Origin of the sequence: Arthrobacter sp. zg-Y40 (assembly GCF_020731535.1) — a bacterium.
Lineage (GTDB): Bacteria > Actinomycetota > Actinomycetes > Actinomycetales > Micrococcaceae > Arthrobacter_B.
In genome coordinates this window covers 1-21,877 of sequence record NZ_JAJFZS010000008.1, presented here as the reverse complement: position 1 = coordinate 21,877, position 21,877 = coordinate 1, and the positions used below count along the sequence as shown (strand labels likewise).

General features: G+C 65.8%; 21 protein-coding genes, 1 tRNA gene and 1 other RNA gene. 11 read left to right on the top strand and 12 right to left on the bottom strand.

Annotated elements, in window-relative coordinates; translation table 11 throughout:
- The first annotated feature begins 52 nt into the window (after positions 1 to 52).
- A complete protein-coding gene (def, locus tag LJ754_RS07425) occupies positions 53 to 625 on the top strand; it encodes a peptide deformylase (protein ID WP_227926110.1) in 573 nt (190 codons plus the stop codon).
- A 65-nt stretch (positions 626 to 690) separates the two neighbouring features.
- On the opposite strand, the gene LJ754_RS07420 is transcribed toward def, so the two are convergent.
- The 3 genes from LJ754_RS07420 to rnpB form a co-directional block, all read right to left on the bottom strand.
- Positions 691 to 2,154, bottom strand: a complete 1,464-nt coding sequence (locus tag LJ754_RS07420; RefSeq protein WP_227926109.1) for a glyceraldehyde-3-phosphate dehydrogenase — start codon at positions 2,152 to 2,154, stop codon at positions 691 to 693.
- Between the two features lie 116 nt (positions 2,155 to 2,270).
- Positions 2,271 to 3,578 (bottom strand): MFS transporter, encoded by a 1,308-nt coding sequence (locus tag LJ754_RS07415; protein WP_227926108.1) that lies wholly within the window; start codon positions 3,576 to 3,578, stop codon positions 2,271 to 2,273.
- A gap of 143 nt (positions 3,579 to 3,721) precedes the next feature.
- An RNA gene (gene rnpB, locus LJ754_RS07410) (RNase P RNA component class A) lies at positions 3,722 to 4,123 on the bottom strand.
- Between the two features lie 70 nt (positions 4,124 to 4,193).
- Here rnpB and LJ754_RS07405 point away from each other — a divergent pair.
- On the top strand, positions 4,194 to 4,961 hold the full coding sequence (locus LJ754_RS07405; RefSeq protein WP_227911668.1) for a YaaA family protein: 768 nt from the start codon (positions 4,194 to 4,196) through the stop codon (positions 4,959 to 4,961).
- Here LJ754_RS07405 and LJ754_RS07400 read toward each other — a convergent pair whose 3' ends face one another.
- The 3 genes from LJ754_RS07400 to LJ754_RS07390 all read right to left on the bottom strand — a co-directional run bounded on the left by LJ754_RS07400 (position 4,962) and on the right by LJ754_RS07390 (position 7,686).
- The gene (locus LJ754_RS07400; protein ID WP_331461514.1) at positions 4,962 to 5,960 is read right to left on the bottom strand and encodes a reverse transcriptase-like protein; all 999 of its coding nucleotides are present in this window, start codon (positions 5,958 to 5,960) and stop codon (positions 4,962 to 4,964) included.
- A 3-nt stretch (positions 5,961 to 5,963) separates the two neighbouring features.
- A complete protein-coding gene (locus LJ754_RS07395; protein ID WP_227911669.1) occupies positions 5,964 to 6,704 on the bottom strand; it encodes a zinc ribbon domain-containing protein in 741 nt (246 codons plus the stop codon).
- A 67-nt stretch (positions 6,705 to 6,771) separates the two neighbouring features.
- Complete coding sequence (locus LJ754_RS07390; protein ID WP_227911670.1) at positions 6,772 to 7,686, bottom strand: Nif3-like dinuclear metal center hexameric protein; 915 nt, start codon at positions 7,684 to 7,686, stop codon at positions 6,772 to 6,774.
- Positions 7,687 to 7,829: 143 nt separating this feature from the next.
- Here LJ754_RS07390 and msrA point away from each other — a divergent pair, with 143 nt between their 5' ends.
- From msrA to epsC, 3 genes are all read left to right on the top strand, one after another.
- Complete coding sequence (gene msrA / locus LJ754_RS07385) at positions 7,830 to 8,354, top strand: peptide-methionine (S)-S-oxide reductase MsrA (protein ID WP_227926107.1); 525 nt, start codon at positions 7,830 to 7,832, stop codon at positions 8,352 to 8,354.
- Between the two features lie 83 nt (positions 8,355 to 8,437).
- A complete protein-coding gene (gene cysK, locus LJ754_RS07380) occupies positions 8,438 to 9,373 on the top strand; it encodes a cysteine synthase A (RefSeq protein ID WP_227911672.1) in 936 nt (311 codons plus the stop codon).
- 51 nt (positions 9,374 to 9,424) lie between these two features.
- Complete coding sequence (gene epsC, locus LJ754_RS07375) at positions 9,425 to 10,009, top strand: serine O-acetyltransferase EpsC (RefSeq protein ID WP_227911673.1); 585 nt, start codon at positions 9,425 to 9,427, stop codon at positions 10,007 to 10,009.
- Positions 10,010 to 10,099: 90 nt separating this feature from the next.
- On the opposite strand, the gene gndA is transcribed toward epsC, so the two are convergent.
- The 6 genes from gndA to LJ754_RS07345 form a co-directional block, all read right to left on the bottom strand.
- Complete coding sequence (gndA, locus tag LJ754_RS07370) at positions 10,100 to 11,536, bottom strand: NADP-dependent phosphogluconate dehydrogenase (protein WP_227911674.1); 1,437 nt, start codon at positions 11,534 to 11,536, stop codon at positions 10,100 to 10,102.
- Positions 11,537 to 11,661: 125 nt separating this feature from the next.
- A complete protein-coding gene (locus LJ754_RS07365; RefSeq protein WP_227911675.1) occupies positions 11,662 to 12,525 on the bottom strand; it encodes a serine hydrolase in 864 nt (287 codons plus the stop codon).
- 211 nt (positions 12,526 to 12,736) lie between these two features.
- Positions 12,737 to 12,812: transfer RNA gene (locus LJ754_RS07360), tRNA-Val, on the bottom strand.
- An 84-nt stretch (positions 12,813 to 12,896) separates the two neighbouring features.
- Positions 12,897 to 13,868 carry an NAD-dependent protein deacetylase gene (locus LJ754_RS07355; protein ID WP_227926106.1) on the bottom strand — a complete coding sequence of 324 codons (972 nt, stop codon included), beginning with the start codon at positions 13,866 to 13,868 and terminating at the stop codon, positions 12,897 to 12,899.
- A complete protein-coding gene (locus LJ754_RS07350; protein ID WP_227926105.1) occupies positions 13,865 to 14,335 on the bottom strand; it encodes a redoxin domain-containing protein in 471 nt (156 codons plus the stop codon). The genes LJ754_RS07355 and LJ754_RS07350 overlap by 4 nt, the downstream gene beginning before the upstream one ends.
- Positions 14,332 to 14,751, bottom strand: coding sequence for a DUF3052 domain-containing protein (locus tag LJ754_RS07345; RefSeq protein WP_227911678.1), 420 nt, complete (start codon positions 14,749 to 14,751; stop codon positions 14,332 to 14,334). The genes LJ754_RS07350 and LJ754_RS07345 overlap by 4 nt, the downstream gene beginning before the upstream one ends.
- Before the next feature lie 290 nt (positions 14,752 to 15,041).
- Between LJ754_RS07345 and aceE the strand changes: the two genes are divergently transcribed.
- The 6 genes from aceE (at position 15,042) to LJ754_RS07315 (ending at position 21,792) form a co-directional block, all read left to right on the top strand.
- Positions 15,042 to 17,786 carry a pyruvate dehydrogenase (acetyl-transferring), homodimeric type gene (gene aceE / locus LJ754_RS07340; protein ID WP_231700587.1) on the top strand — a complete coding sequence of 915 codons (2,745 nt, stop codon included), beginning with the start codon at positions 15,042 to 15,044 and terminating at the stop codon, positions 17,784 to 17,786.
- 86 nt (positions 17,787 to 17,872) lie between these two features.
- On the top strand, positions 17,873 to 18,019 hold the full coding sequence (locus tag LJ754_RS07335; protein ID WP_227926104.1) for a hypothetical protein: 147 nt from the start codon (positions 17,873 to 17,875) through the stop codon (positions 18,017 to 18,019).
- A 60-nt stretch (positions 18,020 to 18,079) separates the two neighbouring features.
- Positions 18,080 to 19,309: a PucR family transcriptional regulator gene (locus LJ754_RS07330; protein ID WP_442860316.1), complete on the top strand. Its 1,230-nt coding sequence runs from the start codon at positions 18,080 to 18,082 to the stop codon at positions 19,307 to 19,309.
- A 109-nt stretch (positions 19,310 to 19,418) separates the two neighbouring features.
- The gene (locus LJ754_RS07325) at positions 19,419 to 20,372 is read left to right on the top strand and encodes an ACP S-malonyltransferase (RefSeq protein WP_227926102.1); all 954 of its coding nucleotides are present in this window, start codon (positions 19,419 to 19,421) and stop codon (positions 20,370 to 20,372) included.
- The gene (locus LJ754_RS07320) at positions 20,369 to 21,430 is read left to right on the top strand and encodes a beta-ketoacyl-ACP synthase III (protein WP_227911682.1); all 1,062 of its coding nucleotides are present in this window, start codon (positions 20,369 to 20,371) and stop codon (positions 21,428 to 21,430) included. The genes LJ754_RS07325 and LJ754_RS07320 overlap by 4 nt, the downstream gene beginning before the upstream one ends.
- Before the next feature lie 116 nt (positions 21,431 to 21,546).
- Complete coding sequence (locus LJ754_RS07315; protein WP_055240832.1) at positions 21,547 to 21,792, top strand: acyl carrier protein; 246 nt, start codon at positions 21,547 to 21,549, stop codon at positions 21,790 to 21,792.
- The last annotated feature ends 85 nt before the right edge of the window (positions 21,793 to 21,877 follow it).

Here is a 21,877-nt window from a genome sequence, read left to right as displayed (position 1 = left end):
CACCGCCGCGGCCCCGGCCGCCCTCCCCCATCCAGACGAAAGAAAGACAGCAATGACCGTACGTCCCATCGTTATCCACGGCGAACCCGTACTGCACCGCCGGGCGTTGCCGGTGGAAGAGTTCAACGACGAACTGCGCACCCTCGTCGCGGACATGTACGAGACCATGGATGTCGCCAACGGCGTCGGCCTGGCCGCCCCGCAGGTGGGCGTGGGCCTGCGCCTGTTCACGTTCGCCTATGAGAACGACGACGACGCTCCCGACCGCGGCGTGCTCATCAACCCGGTGCTGATCACTTCCAAGGTTCCCGGCGCCGCGCCGGACCCGGAGGAAACCTCCGAGGGCTGCCTCTCCGTTCCCGGCGAGAACTTCCCGGTGAACCGGGCGGAATGGGTCAAGGTATCCGGTTTCGACGAAAACGGCACCCCGGTCGAGTTCGAGGCGACGGACTGGTTTGCCCGCGTGATCCAGCACGAGTACGACCATCTGGACGGCAAGCTCTACGTGGACCGGCTCAACGACCGCTGGAGCCGCAAGGCCCGGAAGGTCATCAAGGCCCAGGGCTGGACCGTCCCCGGCCACAGCTGGATGCCGGGCGTGGATCCGGATCCGTTCGGCCACTAGGGGGGACAGCAACGCAGGAGGGCCCGCAGGATATCCTGCGGGCCCTCCTGCGTCAGCCGCGGGTCCTAGCCGGCGATCGAGGCCAGGGACTGTGCCAAGGGGAATGCCGGCGGATTCACGTGCGCCATCTCCTCCAGCACCCGGACCACCTGGCAGCTGTAGCCGAACTCGTTGTCATACCAGACGTACAGCACCAGGTTTGTGCCGTTGGAAATGGTGGCCAGGCCGTCCACGATCCCGGCCCGCTTGGAACCGACGAAGTCGCTGGAGACCACCTCGGGGGAATCGATGTAGTCGATCTGCTTGTGCAGCGGCGAGTTCAGCGACGTCTCCCGCAGGTAGGCGTTGACCTCTTCCTTGTCCGTGGCCGTTTCGAGGTTCAGGTTCAGGATGGCCATGGACACATCGGGGGTGGGCACCCGGATGGCGTTGCCGCTGAGCTTGCCGGCCAGTTCGGGCAGCGCCTTGGCCACGGCCTTGGCGGCCCCGGTTTCGGTGATGACCATGTTCAGCGCAGCGGAGCGGCCGCGCCGGTCCCCGTTGTGGAAGTTGTCGATCAGGTTCTGGTCATTAGTGAACGAGTGCACCGTTTCCACGTGCCCGTTTACAATTCCGTACTTGTCATTGAGGACCTTCAGAACCGGGGTAATCGCATTGGTGGTGCAGGAGGCGGCAGTGATAATCCGGTCTTCGTCCGTAATGGCGCCGTGGTTGATGCCGTGCACAATGTTCTTCAGGTTTCCCTTGCCCGGCGCGGTCAGCAGGACGCGGGACACGCCCTTGGCGGCCAGATGCTGCGAGAGTCCTTCTTCGTCCCGCCAGCGTCCGGTGTTGTCCACCACTACGGCATCATTGATGCCGTAGGAGGTGTAATCCACGGCTGAGGGATCGTTGGAGTAGATCACCTGGATGAGAGTGCCGTTGGCCAGGATGGTGTTGTTGTCCTCATCCACGGTGATGGTGCCGTTGAAGGCCCCGTGCACGGAATCGCGGCGCAGCAGGCTGGCACGCTTGATGAGGTCGTTGTCGGAGCCTTTCCGCACCACGATGGCACGCAGGCGAAGGCCCTGCCCGCCGCCGGCCTTTTCCACCAGGATGCGGGCGAGCAGGCGCCCGATGCGGCCAAAGCCGTAGAGGACGACGTCGGTGCTGGTGCGTTCATCGGCACCCCGCTTGCCGGCGACGTCGGCCAGTTCGGCCCGCAGGAACCCGTGCAGGCCCCCGCCCTTCTCCTTGTACTTGTTGCCCATCCGCGCGAGGTCCACGGAGGCGGCTCCGAGTTCCAGCTCGGTCAGGGCTTTGAGCAGCGGATAGGTTTCCGAGACGGGCAGCTCCGCTTCGTCGATCTGGCGCGCAAACCGGTGCGCCTTCAGGATCTCGATCACCGATTTGTTCACCAGCGGACGTCCGTACACCGAGGTCACTACGCTGTTTTCCCGGTAGAGCCGTCCGATCAGCGGGATCATGGCCTCGGCGAGGGCTTCCCGGTCCATCCAAGTGTCAAGGCACGTATCGGAGTTGGAACTCACAGATCTTCACATCCTTTTCTCAGCCGGCACTGCGTTGTGCCGGTTGGCAGTAATGCCTCTAAGTGTATTAGGACACATCGCACCGGCCGGACGGCTCCCGGAGACGTTCGTCACACTCAGGAGGGGCGGAGCCGGGAGACTTCCTGGCCGGCCGGTTTCCCCGCCGTGCCTTCCGGTTCCAGGTCCTCGAGGTCCCGGACCCGGCGCAGCGGACCCAGGGCCGCGGCGAGCGGCGCGAGGGCGGCCACCAGGATGCCGGTCAATATGGCACCCCGGATGCCTACCAGCTCCACGAGGATGCCGGCGGCGAACGCCGCCAAAGCCAGCATTCCCCAAGTGATCATCCGCTGGGCGGACCCGAGCCGTCCGAGCATCTGCGGCGGGCATACCCGCTGCCGGAACGTGGTGGACACAACGATGTTCAGGGAAATGGCGAACCCCGCCACAAAGAGGCCGATGAAGCCGGCCGCCATTCCCCATCCGGGTGAAATCAGCAGCAGGCTGGCGTAACCGGCCACGGCCGGGAACATGGAATACCGCCACACCCGGCCCGAGCCGACGCGTGAGGCTATCCGTTTGACGGACAGTCCGCCCAGGGTGCCGCCCACCGCCGTGGCCGCAGTCAGCAGTCCCAGCATGCCCGGCGTCTCCCCCAGGGACCGGATCACCAGGAGGACCAGCAACGAGACCACGATGTTTCCGCCCAGGTTCCACAGCGCCCCCGTCACAAGGAGCATGCGCAGCGGCAGCGTACTGAAGACATAACGCACGCCCTCCCCCATGTCCCGGAGCACCCGCCGGCCCTTCGGCCGGTTGGAGCGGGGTTCACGGATGTCCAGGCGCAGGATGGCAGCCAGTGAGCCCAGGGAGGCCGCAACCTGCAGCAGGAGGGCATTGGAAGCTCCCCACGCGCCGGTGACCCAGCCACCCAGGGCCCGCCCGCCGGCGTCGCCGAAGGCACCCGAGCCGGTCATCAGTCCGTTGCCCTCGACCAGTTCTTCCCGGGCCACGGCGCTGGGAACCAGTGCCTGCTCAGCGAGGGTGAAAAACACTGCGGCAAGCCCGGCGCCGAAAGAAACGGCGAAAAGCTGGACCACGGTCAGCAGGTCCAGCCACCAGGCCACGGGCAGGCTGGCCAGGAGCAGTGTCCTGACAGCGAGGGAGGCCACAATAATGGGCCGGCGCCGGTACCGGTCCACCAGCACTCCTATGGGCAAACCGAAGAGCAGCCAGGGCAGGAAAGTCATGCCCGCAAGGACCGCTACGGTGAAATTCGACGCATCCAGTTCAGTCACCGCAATAACGGGCAGGGCAACGCTGGTAACGGCACCGCCGAAAATTCCGGCAGTCGAAGAAATCCACAACCTCCGGAAATTGGCGTTGCGGATAACCAAAGGTTTCCGGGCTGCCTCGGTTTGGGACATTGCCACAGAATAGCCCAGCGTCCGATTAATCCAACCCGTTGCGGCCCAAACCGTATCCAGTTGCAGGAAACCCCGGCAAAAGGTGCGCCATTGTTGAGCACTTAAGCGGTTTTCCGGGCGGCCCGGGGAAATGCGGGCGGGGGTGGACGGGTTGGCCGATAAGCCGGGTTTTGTGCGTCCGGTCCGTTACCGGGCCGGACGGAGCAATCATCCATCTAGGGCCGCCGTTGCCGGCGGCCTCAAGCGGCCTACCCGGACACATCGGGCGGGCAGCCCTCAAACGTGTCCTGTATGGCCTTGCTCCGGGTGGGGTTTACCTAGCCGTCCCGGTCACCCGGGACGCTGGTGGTCTCTTACACCGCCTTTTCACCCTTACCTGCGGACCGGCAAAACCGGTCTGCGGGCGGTTTGTTTTCTGTGGCACTGGCCTGCGGGTTTCCCCGAGTGGGCGTTACCCACCACCCTGCCCTGCGGAGCCCGGACTTTCCTCGGCGGCAGCGGCGTCCCGAAGGCAGCCGCACCGACGCGATTGCCTGGCCAACCCGTCCACGGTCAACTCTACCGTCCCCGCGGACCCGCCCCGGACCCGCCGCCCGGCTCGCGTAGGATTAACCGGTGCTGATTCTGCTCCCGCCCTCCGAAGGCAAAACCCCGGCGCCGGCCGGTCCGGCCCTGGACCTGTCGCGCCTGCACTTTCCTCTGCTGTCCGAACCGCGCGGACTGGTCCTGAAAGCACTGGCCGAAACCAGCCGGTCCGATGCGGCGCTGGAAGTGCTGGGAGTCGGTGCCACCTTGGCCGCGGAAGTGCAGCGCAATACCGTGCTGGCGGAGCAGCCGTGCGCACCCGCGCACCGGGTGTACACCGGTGTTCTGTACGACGCCCTGGGCTATGCCTCGCTGCCGGCAGCATCGCAGCGCCGGGCAGATGACGCAGTGCTGGTGATGTCGGCTCTGTGGGGCGCCCTGGGCTTCGCCGATCCCATTCCGGCCTACCGGCTGTCCATGTCCGTCCGGCTGCCGGAAACGGGCCGCCTGGCCGCGTTCTGGAAACAGCATCTGACCGGGCCCCTGGACGAATACGCCGGGACTTCACTGGTGGTGGACTGCCGGTCCAGTACCTACGCCGCGGCCTGGGCGCCGGATCCGCAGCGCACCGCTGCGGTGAACGTGTTCCAGATCCGGGACGGCAAACGCAAAGTGGTCTCGCATTTCGCCAAGCACACCCGCGGCGAGCTGGCCCGGCACCTGCTGGTGCGTCAGGGGGCCGAGCCGGCCACGCCGCAGGAGCTGCTGGCGGCCGCCGCTGAGAAGTGGGAGGCCGAGCTGGTGGCTCCGGCAGGCCGGAAGCCCTATCAGCTCAACATCATCCTGCCCGAGCAGTAACTACTGCCGCGCAGCGACCAGTTCGACTTCGAAGCCCTCATCGTTTTCGAGGTAGGCGGCATAGTGGTCCGGCCCGCCGGCGTGCGGATGCCGGTCGGCGAAAAGCATGCTCCACCCGTGGCTCGCAGCACGGCGGGCCAGCAGCTCGACGTCGGCCTCGGTGCCTGCGGCGAACGCGAGGTGGTTCAGGCCCGGACGGCGCCGGGAGTACGGGCCGCGCTCGACGTCGGGACCAGACTCCAGCACTATGTAGCCGTCCGCTCCCTGCCAGCTGGCTCCGGTGTCCCAGGTGTCCTTGCGGACGTAGCCGAGCCGCTCCAGCAGCCAGCCCAGCGACTTTTCGGCGGCCGGGAAGTCGTTGACCCAAACCTCCGCGTGATGCAGCCGTCCCGTGGGGGCCGGCGCCGGGGCAGGTTCCTGGGCGGCTACAGATTCCTGGGCGGCTGCCGTGTCCAGGGCGGCTGCCGGTGCCTGACCGGCCGCCATAACCGAGTCTGCCCGCGGTTTCCACGGCACGCCGGCAGTACCGGCATCCATGGCCTCATTGGAGAGCCGGTCCGCGTCCTTGTTCAACTCACGCGGAATCCACTGGTACTTCACCCGTTGCGGGTTCACTATGGAGCGGGCTTTCGCCGCCAGCTTCTGCATGTCGGCGTGCTTGATCTTCCAGCGGCCGCTCATCTGCTCCACAACGAGCTTGGAGTCCATCTTGGCCAGGATCCAGCAGTCGGGATCAATCCCGTGGGCCAGCTCCAACGCCGCTATGAGGCCGGAATACTCGGCCACGTTGTTGGACACCCGGCCCACGTATTCGGCTTTCTCGGCGAGGATGCGGCCGGTGTCCGGGTCCCGTACGAGCGCGCCGTAACCGGCAATCCCGGGGTTGCCCCGGGAGCCGCCGTCGGCTTCCACAATCAGGGTGCGGCGCTGGCCGCCGGCCGGGGTGCGGGCAGCCGTGGACTGCGCGCCGGAGTCGGGCTCCGGGTCAAACAGTGTCACTGCTCAGCTGCTCCACTCGTCCGAGCGGACCAGGATGCACCCGGAGTCGGGGCAGAACACGATGTCATCCGCGGCTGCCTTGCGGATGTCCGCGAGGTCGCCCGGGCTGAGCTGCATGCCCGACCCCTCGGAGGTGCCGTGGAACAGCCGGGCCGCGCCGATGCCGTGCTTGGACAGGGTCTTTTCATAAACGGCAAGCAGGGCCGGCTCGAAGGTGTCGGCCAGTTCTTCGCGGCGTGCTTGTGCGTCGGCGCTGTCCGCCTCGATCACGGCGAGTTCGGCGTCGCGCTTTTCCTCGAGCTCACGGCGCTTGGCGTGCAGTTCCTCCAGCGCGGTTCCGGCCTCGCCCTGCCGCGTGCGGGCGGCTTCGAGCCGTTCCATCACGTCCAGCTCCACGTCTTCAAGATCGGAGCGGCGGCGCTCAAGCGAGACGATTTCGGCCTGCAGGGCCGTCAGTTCCTTGGAACCGCCCTTACCGCTGTCCAGGTGCTGCTGGTCCCGGGTCATCCGGGCCACTACGGATGCGACGTCGGCTTCGGCGCGCGTGAGCTCGCGTTCAATGTCGGCCACCTCGGTGCCGGCGGACACGCGTGCCTTTTCGGCGGCAGCAACGGAATCGGCCAGGGAAGCGATCTCGGGATTGTTGCTAACGTTGCGGACCTGGTTGCGCAGGGCCTTGAGCCTGCTGTCCAGGGCCTGCAGATCCAGCAGCCTCAGCTGCTCCGCGGGCGATGCTTTTGCCACCGAAAACCTCCGTGTATATCCGGACCTGCCTGGCCCGGCTCTCCTAAGCCTATGCCACCGCGCGGCATCACTTGAGCCCGGGTGTCAGTACAAAGTCCCACGGATCGGTGTTCACGCCGCTGACCCGCACCTCAGCAGTGAAGCCCTGGTCATTCAGGACGTTCTCCAGCGCCGCGGCGGCGGGGGTAAGCCACAGCCACTCACTGCCGAAATGCGAGACGTCTATAAGGTAAGGCCGGCCGTTGCCGCCAAGGGCACGCTCGCGCAGTTCCGACGCCGGGTGGTGTCGGAGGTCGGCCGTGACGTACACGTCGGCACGCTCGGAGCGCACGGCGTCGAACAGGCTGTCCCCGGCGCCGCCGCACACGGCTACCCGGCGGACCAGGCCGTCGGCGTCCCCTGCCACCCGGACCCCGCCTGCAACGGCAGGCAGGAGGCCGAACACCAGCTTGGCGAAGTCAGCGAGGCTGAGCACCTCGGGCAGTTCACCGACGCGGCCTATCCCCTCTTCGGGCAGCCCCTCGGCAGCCGGGACCAGCGGAGAAACGTTTCGGAGCCCAAAGGCGTCTGCAAGCACATCGGACACACCGCCCACCGCGCTGTCACCGTTGGTATGCACGGTCAGCAGGGCGCAGCCGCCCTCGATCAGCCGGTGCACAGCCTCACCCTTGAAGCTGGAGGCGGCCACGGAATTCACCGGCTTCAGCAGCAGCGGGTGATGGGTGAGCAGCAGGTCGGCCCCCCATTCCAGGGCCTCGTCAATGACCTCCCGGGTGGGATCCACCGCAAACAGGACCTTGCGGACCTCCCTATCGGCCCGGCCTGCCACCAATCCCGGGGCATCCCAGTTCTCTGCCAGCGATTCGGGCCATAGTTCTTCGGCCGCCAGCAGGACGTCCCCCAGCGTGGGAACATCGGCTTCGGGTGCCTGGTGGCCGGCAGTATCTGCGCCGGCGCGCTCGTGGGGGTGCTCCGCTTCCATACGTTTAGTTCTACCCCGATGCCCTGCCCCGCTCAATTCCGCCGCACCTGCCGTGACGCAGGGAACACTGTGCGTCCGGGCCGGCAAAGCGCCCGTCGGCGGTCCGCGGGAATCAAAGCGGGCCCGGACGCATTGTTAAGGACATGAAGACGTACGTACTTGGCGGAGGCTGCTTCTGGTGCCTCGACGCCCTATACCGCAAGGTCCGCGGTGTCACCGATGTGGTGTCCGGCTACACCGGCGGCGCACTGCCCGACCCCGACTACGACAGCGTATGCTCCGGCACCACCGGCCATGCAGAAGTGGTGGCCGTGACCTTCGACGAGGATGTCATTCCCGGCGAGGTCATTCTGGACATGTTCTTCTCCCAGCACGATCCGACCACCTTGAACCGCCAGGGCTACGACGTCGGCACCCAGTACCGCTCGTCGATGTTCTACCGCGACGAGGACCAGCGCAAGGAATTCGAAGCTTCGCTGGAACGTGCACAGGAGAACTGGAAGGACCCCATCGTCACGGAAATCGTGCCGCTGCCGCGGTTCTACCCGGCGGAGGACTTCCACCAGGATTTCTACGCCAAGCACCCGGGTACCGGGTACTGCCAGGTGATTATCAACCCGAAGCTGGGCAAGGCACGCAAGTATTACTCCGGGTGGCTGCAGGATTAAGCGCGGCCAACGGCGCCGATAGGCTGGAACGGGCAAATGTCCGTCCGGCATTGTTCGATGAATTTTGAGGAATTGAGGAAAACATGGCTCGTATATATGACGATGTGACCCAGCTTGTGGGCGGGACTCCGCTGGTCCGGCTGAACCGGCTCGCGGCCGGCCTCCCGGCCCAGGTGGCTGTGAAGCTTGAGTTCTACAACCCCGCCAACAGTGTCAAGGACCGCATCGGCGTGGCCATTGTGGATGCCGCTGAGAAGGCCGGCGCCCTGAAGCCGGGCGGCACCATTGTGGAGGGCACCTCCGGCAACACCGGCATTGCCCTGGCCATGGTCGGCGCTGCCCGCGGTTACCGGGTCATCCTGACCATGCCCGAGACCATGTCGACCGAGCGCCGCGTCATGCTGCGCGCCTACGGAGCCGAGATTGTCCTGACCCCCGGTGCCGAAGGCATGCGCGGAGCGGTGGACAAGGCCAAGGAAATTGTTGCCACCACCGAGAACGCCATCTGGGCGCAGCAGTTCGCCAATGAAGCCAACCCCGCCATGCACCGCGCCACCACGGCCGAGGAAATCTGGGAAGATACCGACGGCAAGGTGGACATCTTTGTAGCCGGCATCGGCACCGGCGGCACCATCACCGGCGTCGGACAGGTCCTGAAGAAGCGCAAGCCGGGCGTGCAGATCGTGGCCGTGGAGCCCAAGGACTCCGCCATCCTCAACGGCGGCTCCCCCGGACCGCACAAGATCCAGGGCATTGGCGCGAACTTCGTACCTGAGATCCTCGACACCACCGTCTACGACGAGGTGTTCGACGCCTCCATCGAGGACTCCGTTGCTACTGCCCGTGCTCTGGGCACCCAGGAAGGCATTCTGGGCGGTATTTCTTCCGGTGCGATTGTGTGGGCCGCCCTGGAACTCGCCAAGCGCGAAGAGAACGCCGGTAAGCTGATTGTTGCCACCGTCTGCGACTTCGGAGAGCGTTACATCTCCACAGTCCTCTACGACGACATCCGCGGCTAGTACCGCGTACCGCCCCCCGGCGGGGCGGTACCCCCGAGCAGAAAGCCCTCTGTGAGTCTGTTAGCCCGACTACGCGAAGACCTCGACGCCGCCGCATCGCATGATCCGGCGGCCAGGGGTTCGCTCGAAAACCTCGTTGTATATTCCGGCCTGCACGCCATCTGGATGCACCGGCTGACCCACCGCATGTGGGCCCGGCCCGGGCTTCGCTTCCCGGCACGGGTGCTGTCGCAGCTGGCACGGTTTGCCACCGGCATCGAGATCCACCCCGGTGCCACCGTGGGCCGCAGGTTCTTCATTGACCACGGCATGGGAGTGGTGATCGGCGAGACCGCCGAAATCGGAGATGATGTGATGCTCTACCACGGGGTCACCCTGGGCGGCCGGTCACTGGCCAAGGTCAAGCGGCACCCGACCATCGGCGACGGTGTCACCGTTGGGGCAGGTGCGAAGATCCTGGGTCCGGTGACCATCGGAGCCAACAGTGCCGTGGGTGCCAACGCCGTTGTGGTCAAGGATGCGCCGGCGGATTCAATCATCACCGGCATCCCGGCCAAGTGGCGCCACCGGGACACCAAAATGACGCAGCCGGCCGTGGACCCGGCGGAATACGTGGATCCGGCCATCTACATCTAAGCCGTAAGTTCCGGAACAGGTCAGGTCCGGGACAAAGAGAAGGCCCGCAGCATTGCTGCGGGCCTTCTGCGTTTAATCAGGTTCCTGCTGCTAGTGCGTGTCTACTGCTTCGACCTCGGCGCGGTCCTCGCCCCACATGGTGTGGAAGGTGCCCTCGGTGTCTACCCGGTGGTAGGTGTGCGCACCGAACAGGTCCCGCAGCCCCTGTGTCAGCGCCGCCGGCAGGCGCTTGCGGCGCAGGCCGTCGTAGTAGGCCAGGGAGGAGGAGAACACCGGCACCGGAATGCCCAGCTGCACGGCTACGGAAACCACGCGGCGCCAGGCCGGAACGGCGGCGGCAATGGACTCCGCGAAGGCCGGAGCGAACAGCAGGTTGGCCGGAGCCTCACCGTCGGCGTAGGCCTTCATGATGTCATCGAGCAGTTCGGCACGGATGATGCAGCCGGCACGCCACAGCGAGGCGATTTCGTCCAGCTTCAAGTCCCAGCCGTATTCCTTGGCAGCGGCGCCCAGCATGTCGATGCCCTGGGCGTAGCTGACCAGCTTGGAGGCGTAGAGCGCCTGCCGGACATCTTCCACAAACGTGTCGGGGAGCTCGACGGCGGATTCCCGGCCTTCAAGCGTTCCCTGCGCGATGGCGCGCTGGTCGCGCTGGGAAGACAGGGCCCGCGCAAAGACTGACTCGGCGATGGCGGAGACCGGTGAACCCAGGTCCAGGCCGGAGACCACGGTCCAGCGGCCGGTGCCCTTCTGTCCCGCGGAATCCACCACTACGTCCACGAATGGCTTGCCCGTTTTCGCATCGACGTGGCCGAGGACCTCGGCGGTGATCTCTATCAGGAAGGAGCTCAGCTGCCCGGTGTTCCATTCGGTGAAGATCTTGGCCTGCTCGGCGGGTTCAATCCCGGCGGCCGAACGCAGAAGGTCGTAAGCCTCGCCGATTACCTGCATGTCGGCATACTCAATGCCGTTGTGGACCATCTTCACGAAGTGGCCGGCGCCGTCGGTGCCGATCCAGGTGCAGCATGGTTCGCCGTCGTACTTCGCGGCGATCTTTTCCAGCATGGGGCCCAGGGAATCGTAGGACTCGCGGGAGCCGCCGGGCATGATGGACGGGCCCAGGAGGGCACCTTCCTCGCCGCCGGAAACGCCGACGCCCACGAAGTGCAGGTCCTTTTCGGCCAGGGCTGCCTCGCGGCGGCGGGTGTCCTCATAGTGCGAGTTGCCGGCGTCGATCACAATGTCGCCCGGCTCCAGCAGGGGCACCAGCTGGTCAATAACGGAGTCCACGGGCCCGCCGGCCTTGACCATGATCAGTACCCGGCGCGGCTTCTCCAGGTTGTCCACGAGTTCCTGCAGTGACTCGGTGCGGATAAAGTCGCCTTCGTCGCCGTGCGCTGCCAGCAGGGCATCGGTTTTTTCGATGGAACGGTTGTGCAGGGCCACCGTGTAACCGTTGCGGGCGAGATTGCGGGCAAGGTTAGCGCCCATGACGGCAAGGCCGGTTACACCAATTTGTGCACTCAAGTTCTCTCCAAGGATCTTTCGGGTGCCCAGCGGGCACGGGGCCGGCGCGGGCTGACCTGCGCCGTGTTCAGGCTCCAGCCTATGCTTCTTGGCCGCCTTGCCGCCACATGGTGCCCGACGCGCCGCTAACGCCGGTAGCCGTTGATCACCGAGGCAGCCCCCTCGACAACGTCTATCCCGGCGTCAAGCGTCGAATTGCGGGAACTGAGCACAACAATGCTGTAGTCCTTATCCCAGCCGCGCACGATACCGGCGCTGCCGACGTTCCACACGGCGTCGTCGTCCTGCAGCCAGCCGTTCTTCAGCGCCACCTGGGCCTCATCGGTTCCGGCGCTGACTCCCCAGCTCTGCTCCGGGCACACGTTTTCCATCAGGGACACCGCAAAGGCCAGCAGGTCCGGGTCCAGCCAGTCGGCACCGCAGGCGGCGGTCCGGATAATCCTCAACTGGTCCTCAACGCTGGTTTCGGTGGCACCCCATGTCTCTCCCGCTTCGGTGTCCCGGACGCCGATCAGTTCATAGGTGCGGTTCAGTTCGGGCCGTCCGCCCAGCATGCCGTACAGCGCCGTGGTGGCATCGTTGTCGCTGTACTCGATCATCTGCACCGCCAGCGCCTCCTCCTCCTCGGTGAAGCTGCGCTGTTCTTCGCTGGCTTCGCGGACCAGGGTCAGGAGGATGGGTACCTTTACGAGGCTGGCTTCGAGGTAACGGGCTTCCGGGTTGTAGCTCCAGGACTCACCGGTTCCGTTGTCCAGCACCGCCACGGAGATATCCGCGTCCCGCTCCTCTGCCAGCTGGTCGAGGGCCGCCGACAGGGCCGCAGCGTCGGCGGATTCGGGCTGCCCCGCCGGAGCCGCCGCCGCGGCCGGCGGGGGCACTACAGCCGGAGCATTTGCCCCGGTAGCCGGGTGTCCGGCGCAGCCTGCGGCGGACAGCAGAATCAGTACAACCGCCGCTGCGCCCGCGAAGGAGTTCGCCTTTGCCGCCATTCCACCACCTCTTCCGCCTGCGTGAACCGTTCCGCGGACCCTCACGGGGGCCGGGGATCCTACCTAACCAGATGTAGCACCGGAGTTTTAAAGTTTCCTGAGTTGTGCCCCGTGATGCTGCACGGGGCGCGCCGCCGGTGGGGAGGGTCAACTTAACGCAAAAAACCGCCGTTGTCCTCCGCAATTTCTGCGAAAGGCAACGGCGGCCGCTTGGTGGGTCCTACCGGGATCGAACCGATGACATCCACGGTGTAAACGTGGCGCTCTACCAGCTGAGCTAAAGACCCTCAAGAGGTGTTGCCGGTCCGGGAGGATTCCCCCGCGGGCCCTGCATCACGAGGAATTACATTACCGCAAGATCCGGACGCTGCCTAATCGGTGGTTCCGGAGGAGGGCTGTTCCGGTGCGGTCCCGGCCGGCGGCAGGTCAGGAAGGTTTTGGGCGAGCCAGGTCAGGGCACTGCTCACACCCATGTCGATCTTCAGGCCGGCCAGCGGGTCCCCCCGTGTCGTGCCCCGGTTAACGATCACCACGGGTTTGCCGGCCTTCGCGGCGTAACGGACAAAGCGCAGTCCGCTCATCACTGTCAGGGACGAGCCGGCAACGAGCAGCGCACCGGCCGCGTCCACCACTGCAAACGCCTCGGCCACCCGGTCCTTGGGTACGTTCTCCCCGAAGTACACAAAGTCCGGCTTGAGCATCCCGCCGCAGACCGGGCAGTCTGCCACGACAAAGTCATCCGTATCGGCAATCTCGGCGTCGGCGTCAGGAGCAATTCCGCCGTCCGACCGTACACGCTCGAGGTACCCCGGATTCAGTTCCTGCAGCAGTACCGCCACGTCGGCGCGGGAGAACTCGGTGCGGCAGTTCAAACACACCACCCGGTCATAGCGGCCGTGCAGGTCAATGACATTCTCGCTGCCGGCATCGGTATGCAGCCGGTCCACATTCTGGGTAATCAAGCCCGAGAGCAGGCCCCGGCGCTCGAGCCGGACCACGGCGGCATGCCCGGGATTCGGCACCGCATGGCGCAGGTGGTGCCAACCGATATGGTTTCGCGCCCAGTATCTGCGGCGGAGGTCCGGGTCGCCGACAAACTGCTGGTAGGTCATGGGATTCCGCGGCGGGGCGTCCGGGCCGCGGTAGTCCGGGATGCCGGAATCGGTACTGAGGCCGGCGCCGGTCAGCAGGGCAATGCGCCGTCCGCCGAGATAGCCGGCAGCGCGTTCCAGCTGCCGCTCTTCTTCCGCGCTGGGCTCAGGAACCGCTTCGAGCGCGCTGCCGCTGGCGAAACCGGTCAGCCCCAGCCCGGGGCGGGGTTCTTCCTCACGCTGTACGCTCACAGTGCCTCCAGGGCGTTCCGGTACTGCTGAAGCGGGCGCTCTTCACCCGGCGCGGAACGGATGAGCGCCTTAACGCTGCCCGACCCGTCAATCACAAAGCTGGCACGTTCTGCCAGGCCCTGCGCATCATTAAAGGCTCCGTAAGACCGCGCGGTGGCGCCGTGGGGCCAGAAATCCGAAAGCAGGTCGAACTCGAAACCCTCCTGTTCAGCCCAGGCACGCAGGGTGTATCGCGAATCACACGAGACCGCCAGCAGCCGAACGTCCGCATCTTCAAACAGTGCCCGCTCGCCCTGCAGCGCTGCCAGCTCACCGCGGCACACCCGGGAGAAAGCAAACGGGAAGAACACCACCACGACGCCGGAACCCCGAAGGCCGGTGAGGCTCACCTGCTCGCCGAACTGGTTCGGGAGAATGAAATCCGGAGCCGCAGCACCTACCCGGGGCAGGCCTGCGAGCTTCGTCACTTCTTGCGTCGGCTCACCAAGCGGGTGGCGGCCCAGTCCTCGCATACCGCGGGGGACGTGGTCACGTGCAGGCCCGCAGTGGGTGCGGCTTCCTCGATGTCTGCCGGCGGTACGTAGCCCTCCCGGCCGGACTTGGGGGTCAGGACCCAGACCACGCCGCCGTCGTCGAGGGTTGTCAGTGAGTCAACCAGCGCGTCCACAAGGTCGCCGTCATCTGACCGCCACCACAGGACAACACCGTCCACTACGTCGTGGTCATCTTCGGTGAGCAGCTCGCCCCCGATGAGGTCCTCGAGGTTTTCGCGGAAATCGAAATCCACGTCCTCGTCGTAGCCGAACTCCTGAACCAGGTCCCCGTCCTTGAAACCCAATCTGCTCGCCACGTTTTCCTCAGTGACGGCTTCGGCCTCGCTCACTTCACTCCTCCTGGTTGACTGCATAAATACAAGGGAATCACACATTTGCCGGATTCGCGCGGTCTAAGAGTCAACGAAACACCGAAATACGGCAGCGGACAAGGCCCGGAGGCGTGTACGTCTTCAGCGATGCGGCCCAAGGCAGGCTACGCAACATCGGCGGCGCGGGACTAGAGTGGAAGAAAAGCAGATTTGGGCGCCCAGGCGCGCATACGCGCAAGCGACGATCCGGCGGACAACAGCCGGGTCCACACGAAGAATCTGGCAGACACAATCTGTACAAAGAGAGGTTGGCCGTGGCCGCAGAAGACACAACGGACATCCTGAGCGGGTTAACAAACCAGCTACCGGACCGTGATCCTGAGGAAACCGCAGAATGGATCGAGTCGCTCGACGAGCTGATCCGTTCGCAGGGCACCGAACGCGCGCAGTACATCATGCGATCGCTGCTCCAGCGTGCCGGTTCCCAGAGCGTGGGCGTGCCGATGGTAACCACCACCGACTACGTCAACACCATCCCCGTGGACCAGGAACCTGAGTTCCCCGGCGACGAAGAGATTGAACGGCGTTACCGCGCCTGGCTGCGTTGGAATGCGGCCATCATGGTGCACCGGGCGCAGCGCCCGGGCATCGGCGTCGGCGGCCACATTTCAACCTATGCCGGCGCGGCAACCCTGTACGAAGTCGGCATGAACCACTTCTTCCGGGGCAAGGACCATCCGGGCGGCGGAGACCAGATTTATTTCCAGGGTCACGCTTCCCCCGGTATGTACGCGCGCGCCTTCCTCGAGGGCCGGCTGTCCGAAGAGGACATGGACGGTTTCCGCCAGGAGAAGTCCCGCGAGGGCCACGCCCTTTCCTCCTACCCGCACCCGCGCAGCATGCCGGACTTCTGGGAGTTCCCCACGGTGTCCATGGGTATCGGCCCGATGAACGCCATCTACCAGGCGCAGTCCAACCGTTACCTGCACAACCGCGGCATCAAGGACACGTCCGAGCAGCACGTCTGGGCCTTCCTGGGCGACGGCGAAATGGACGAGCCGGAATCGCGCGGCCTGCTCCAGCTCGCCGCAAATGACAAGCTGGACAACCTGACCTTCGTCGTCAACTGCAACCTGCAGCGCCTCGACGGCCCGGTCCGCGGCAACGGCAAGATCATGCAGGAACTGGAAGCCTTCTTCCGCGGCGCCGGCTGGAACGTCATCAAGGTTGTCTGGGGCCGCGAGTGGGATGACCTGCTGCAGCGTGACAAGGACGGCTCGTTGGTGGAAATCATGAACTCCACCCCCGACGGCGACTACCAGACCTACAAGGCCGAGTCCGGCGGTTTCGTCCGCGACCACTTCTTCGGCAAGAGCCCGGAAACCAAGGAACTCGTCGCCAACCTGACCGACGAGGAAATCTGGAACCTCAAGCGCGGCGGGCACGACTACCGCAAGGTCTACGCCGCCTACAAGGCCGCCATGGAGTTCAAGGGTGCCCCCACGGTCATCCTGGCCCACACGGTCAAGGGCTACGGCCTGGGTACGCACTTCGAGGGCCGCAACGCGACCCACCAGATGAAGAAGCTGACCCTGGATGACCTGAAGGCCTTCCGCGACCACCTGCGGATCCCCATCAGCGACGAACAGCTTGAAGCCGATCCGTACACCCCGCCGTACTACAACCCGGGTCCCGACGCTCCGGAGATCAAGTACATGCTGGAGCGCCGCCGCGAACTGGGCGGCAACGTCCCCGAGCGCCGGGTCAAGCACGAGCCGGTGCACCTGCCGGACGAAAAGGCCTACGAAGTAGCCAACCGCGGCTCCGGCAAGCAGCTGGCAGCCACCACCATGGCCTTCGTCCGCCTGCTCAAGGACCTGATGCGGGACAAGGAATTCGGCAAGCGCATTGTGCCGATCATCCCCGATGAGGCCCGCACCTTCGGCATGGACTCGTTCTTCCCCACGGCGAAGATCTACAACCCCAAGGGCCAGAACTACCTGTCCGTGGACCGGGACCTGGTCCTGGCGTACAAGGAATCCCCGCAGGGGCAAATTGTGCACGTGGGCATCAACGAGGCCGGTTCCATTGCCGCGTTCACCGCTGCGGGCACGTCCTACGCCACGCACGGTGAACCGCTAATCCCGGTCTACGTGTTCTACTCGATGTTCGGGTTCCAGCGCACGGCCGACTACATTTGGGCAGCCACCGACCAGATGGCCCGCGGCTTCCTGATCTCGGCTACCGCCGGCCGCACCACCCTGACCGGTGAAGGCCTGCAGCACGCTGACGGCCACTCGCCGATCCTGGCCTCCACCAACCCCGCGGTGAAGACCTACGACCCGGCCTACGGCTACGAGATCGGGCACATCGTGCGCCACGGCCTCGAGGAGATGTACGGACCGGATTCCAAGGATCCGAACCTCATCTACAACATCATGGTCTACAACGAGCCCATCCAGCAGCCCAAGGCCCCCGAGGACCTTGACGTTGAGGGCATTATCAAGGGCATCTACCTGCTCGCGCCGGCGAAGATCGACGGGCCCCGCACGCAGCTGCTGGCCTCCGGTGTTGCCGTGCCGTGGGCACTGGAAGCCCAGAAGCTGCTGGCTGAAGACTGGGGCGTTTCGGCCGATGTCTGGTCCGTAACTTCTTGGAACGAGCTCCGCCGCGACGGCCTTGCCGCCGAAGAGGAAGCGTTCCTGAATCCCGGTTCGGAGCCCCGCGTGCCGTTCGTGACCCAGCAGCTCGCCGGGGCCACCGGTCCCATCGTGGCGTCCACGGACTACATGAAGGCCGTCCCGGACCAGATCCGCCAGTTCCTGCCGAACGAGTTTGCCACCCTTGGCGCCGACGACTTCGGTTTCGCGGACACCCGCGCAGCAGCACGGCGCTACTTCAAGATCGACAGCCACTCCATGGTGGTGCGTGCACTCGAGATGCTCGCGCGCCGCGGCGAAGTCGACGCCAATGCCCCCAAGGAGGCCATTGAGAAGTACCACCTGCTGGACGTCAATGCCGGCACCAGCGGAAACGCGGGCGGCGACGCCTAAGCGCAGCACCGGATGACGCCTCAGAAGGGCGTCATAAAACGAAGGAACCGCCGCACCCGCGGCGGTTCCTTCGCCTTTAAAGCTCCGTGCGGTCATGCTCCCCCACACACCGGGTCAGCAACCGGCTTCGGCAGAACTACGCCTGGGTCTCCCTGCCGGCTACGCTCACCGAGCTGGCCGACGCTTTGGAGGGTGTCTACACCAATGGCGTGAAGCCCAAGCTGCCGGCCTAGCGAAGTTGTAGCCTTCACACAAAATGGTGGTTCGGGTACGCAGGCCGTAAGCTCGCAGGTATGCCAATGAGTCCCAGCACGTCCGCTGCCTCGATGCAGAAGCCGCCGGCCGCAGACCAGTCCACCGTGGAGCGCCTGAAGGCCAACATCGGCAAGCTCTCCACGGCGACCCTCCAGCAGCTGGATATTTCGCTGCCCTGGTACCGAGGACTGCGCCCGGACGAACGCTCGGCCCTGGGAATGGTGGCCCAGAAAGGCATTGCCTCCTTTGTGAACTGGTACCAGCGCCCGGCATCCCCGGCCTGGGTGCTCAGCGATGTGTTCGGCACCGCCCCCACCGAGCTCACCCGCTCGATCAGCCTGCAGAAGGCACTGCAGCTGATCCGCGTAGTGGTCCAGGTCGTAGAGGACCGCGTGCCTGAACTGGCTGCCAACGAGGTCCAGTCGAAGCTGCGTGAAGCGGTGCTCCGCTACTCCCGCGAGGTGGCGTTCGCCGCTGCTGACGTTTACGCCCGCGCGGCGGAGACCCGCGGTGCATGGGACACCCGGCTGGAGGCACTGGTGGTTGACGCGATCCTCCGCGGCGAAAGCTCCGACGCGCTGCGTTCCCGCATCGCCGCCGTCGGGTGGACTTCGACGGCGCCGGTCACCGTGATGGTGGGCGGCTCGCCGGCCGAAGCCAACGCCACCTTCGTCAACGAACTGCGCCGGGCTACCGGCCGGCTGGCCGAGGACACCCTCGTGGGCATCCAGGGCGAGCGGCTGATCCTGGTCCTGGGCGGACTGGAAGACAAAGCGTTTTCCTACACCCGGCTCTCGGACCTCTTCGGGCCGGGGCCGGTGGTCTACGGTCCCCCGGCCTCGTCACTGGTAGAGGCGGGCCCGTCCGCACAGGCGGCCTTTGCCGGCCTGACCGCAGCCCGGGCCTGGCCTGCCGCGCCCCGTCCGGTGGCTGCGGACGACCTGTGGCCCGAACGGGTTATGTCCGGCGATGACACCGCACGCAATGCCCTGGTGGAAAGCATCTATACCCCGCTGCTCGGGGCCTCCAACGGGCTGGCGGACACCCTGAGCGCCTACCTCTCGCTGGGCCATTCCCTGGAAGCCACCGCCCGGGAACTCTTCGTCCATGCCAACACCGTCCGGTACCGGCTGCGCCGCGTCTGCGACGTCACCGGCTGGGACCCCATGCTGCCCCGCGAGGCCTTTGTCCTGCAGACCGCACTGGTGGTCGGCCGGCTGGCCCCGGCCGGCAAAGCAGCGCCGGAAAAGCCTCAGGCACGCGCCTGAAACTTGTCCAAGCGCCGATCCTTCCTTGTAGACTTCCTACAACCCCGTCCCGGGAGCTTGGTCTACGCAAACACCCGGTCCCGTCCCCTAAGTTTGGAAAGCTGTATACGTGCTTGCAATTGTCTGCCCCGGCCAGGGGTCCCAAACACCAGGATTCCTCGCGCCGTGGCTGGAACTGCCCGGAGTGCGGGAACATCTTTCCGCGCTGAGTGACCTTGCCGGGCTGGACCTCATTGCCCACGGCACGGTCTCCGACGAGGACACCATCAAGGACACCGCGGTGGCCCAGCCGCTGATTGTCGCGGCCGGACTGATGGCAGCACGCCTGCTGCTGGACCCGTCGCAGCTGACATCCTCCACCGTGCTGGCCGGACATTCGGTCGGAGAGATCACTGCCTCCGCCCTCGCCGGGGCCCTGCAGGAGAAAGACGCCATGGTTTTCGTGCGGGAGCGCGCCAACGCCATGGCACGCGCCGCCGCCGTTGAGCCCACAGGCATGAGCGCCATCCTGGGCGGGGATCCCGACGACGTTGCCGCCGTCCTGGAAGCCGCCGGGCTCACCGCCGCTAATGCCAACGGCGGCGGGCAGGTCGTGGCTGCCGGAACGCACAACCAGCTGGAAGTCCTCACCGCCGCTCCACCGGCCAAGGCGCGCGTGATCCCGCTGAAGGTTGCCGGCGCCTTCCACACCGCCCACATGGCACCGGCCGTCACCGTCCTCGAGGCGCTGCGTTCCTCCCTCTCTCCGCAAGCTCCCCTGCCGACCCTCCTCTCCAACCACGACGGCGCTGCCGTGGTTTCGGGCGAAGCGAACCTCGACAGCCTGATCGCCCAGGTTTCCCGGCCCGTACGCTGGGACCTGTGCATGGAGAACATACTGGCCATGGGCGTCACCGGGCTCCTGGAACTGCCGCCGGCCGGAACCCTGACCGGGCTGGCCCGCCGGGGCATGAAGGGGGTTCCCACCATGGCCCTGAAATCCCCAGAAGATATATCTGCCGCCCGGGAGTTCATCCGTGAACATTCCGGTGCCGGCGCACCAACCGGAGAAGGTAACGCGTGAGCACGCCCACCCTGAAGCAATCCCCCGTCAACGAGTTCAGCCGGATCCTTGGCATCGGCGCTTTCCGCCCCGACGTCATTGTCAGCAATGACGACGTGTGCCAGTGGATCGACTCCTCGGACGAATGGATCCGCCAGCGTACGGGCATCGTCACCCGGCACCGTGCGGACAAGGGCACCTCGGTGGTGGACATGGCCGAAGCTGCCGGACGGGAAGCGCTCCAGAACGCCGGCATCGACGGCTCACAGCTGGGGGCGGTCATCGTTTCCACCGTGACCCACCCGTTCGCCACCCCGTCCGCCGCCACCCAGATCACTGAACGGCTGGGGGCCACCCCGGCACCCGCCTACGACGTTTCCGCCGCCTGCGCCGGCTACTGCTACGGCGTGGCCCAGGCGGATGCGCTGGTCCGTTCCGGTGCGGCCAACTACGTGCTGGTCATCGGTGTGGAAAAGCTTTCGGACTTCATCGACAACACCGAACGCACCATCTCCTTCCTCCTCGGCGACGGCGCGGGCGCCGTCGTCGTTGGTCCGTCCGAAACTCCGGGCATTGCACCTTCGATCTGGGGTTCGGACGGTAGCAAGTCCGGAGCAATCGGCATGACCCATTCCATGCTTGACGTGCGCGAGCTGTCCCTGGCCGCCGAGGCCGACGGCGGGATGAGCCCCGCGGACCTCGCCGCCCGGGACACCAAGCTCTGGCCGACGCTGCGCCAGGACGGCCAGACCGTGTTCCGCTGGGCGGTGTGGGAAATGGCGAAAGCAGCCCAGCAGGCCCTCGACGCCGCCGGCATCACCGCCGACGACCTGTCCGCCTTCGTGCCCCACCAGGCCAACATGCGGATCATCGACGAAATGGCCAAGCAGCTGAAACTGCCTGAATCGGTCATCATTGCCCGGGACATTGCCGACGCCGGCAACACCTCGGCGGCGTCCATTCCGCTGGCCACCTACCGGCTGCTGAAGGAACACCCGGAACTGAGCGGCAAGCTTTCGCTGCAGATCGGATTCGGTGCCGGGCTGGTCTTCGGCGCGCAGGTAGTTGTCCTCCCTTAGGCTGCACCACCCGCCGTGCGGATCCTTCCGGACCCGCACGGCCCTGAAACCACACCGCTGCGGCGGTTGGAAAACCGGACCGGTCCCGTACCGGCACAACTAGAAAAGGAGCCACCATGGCTAGCAACGAAGAAATCCTGGCCGGCCTCGCCGAGATCGTCAACGAAGAGACCGGTCTGGCCCCCGAAGCCGTTGAGCTGGACAAGTCCTTCACCGATGACCTGGACATCGACTCCATTTCCATGATGACCATCGTGGTCAACGCCGAAGAGAAGTTCGGCGTGCGCATCCCGGACGAAGAGGTCAAGAACCTGAAGACCGTCGGCGACGCCGTGGACTTCATCTCCAACGCCCAGGCGTAACCAGCCGGGGGGCGCCCCCCCGCGGGGGCCGCCCCGTCCCCCCCGGCTGCCCCGCACCCCCACACCCACCGCGTCAATAGAGGGT

Excerpts from the sequence above, each read along its gene's own strand:
- def (WP_227926110.1), top strand. The coding sequence starts at position 53 with ATGACCGTACGTCCCATCGTTATCCACGGCGAACCCGTACTGCACCGC.
- LJ754_RS07415 (WP_227926108.1), bottom strand. The coding sequence starts at position 3,578 with ATGTCCCAAACCGAGGCAGCCCGGAAACCTTTGGTTATCCGCAACGCC.
- LJ754_RS07390 (WP_227911670.1), bottom strand. The coding sequence starts at position 7,686 with ATGGAAGCGGAGCACCCCCACGAGCGCGCCGGCGCAGATACTGCCGGC.
- msrA (WP_227926107.1), top strand. The coding sequence starts at position 7,830 with ATGAAGACGTACGTACTTGGCGGAGGCTGCTTCTGGTGCCTCGACGCC.
- cysK (WP_227911672.1), top strand. The coding sequence starts at position 8,438 with ATGGCTCGTATATATGACGATGTGACCCAGCTTGTGGGCGGGACTCCG.
- LJ754_RS07365 (WP_227911675.1), bottom strand. The coding sequence starts at position 12,525 with ATGGCGGCAAAGGCGAACTCCTTCGCGGGCGCAGCGGCGGTTGTACTG.
- LJ754_RS07330 (WP_442860316.1), top strand. The coding sequence starts at position 18,080 with ATGCCAATGAGTCCCAGCACGTCCGCTGCCTCGATGCAGAAGCCGCCG.
- LJ754_RS07315 (WP_055240832.1), top strand. The coding sequence starts at position 21,547 with ATGGCTAGCAACGAAGAAATCCTGGCCGGCCTCGCCGAGATCGTCAAC.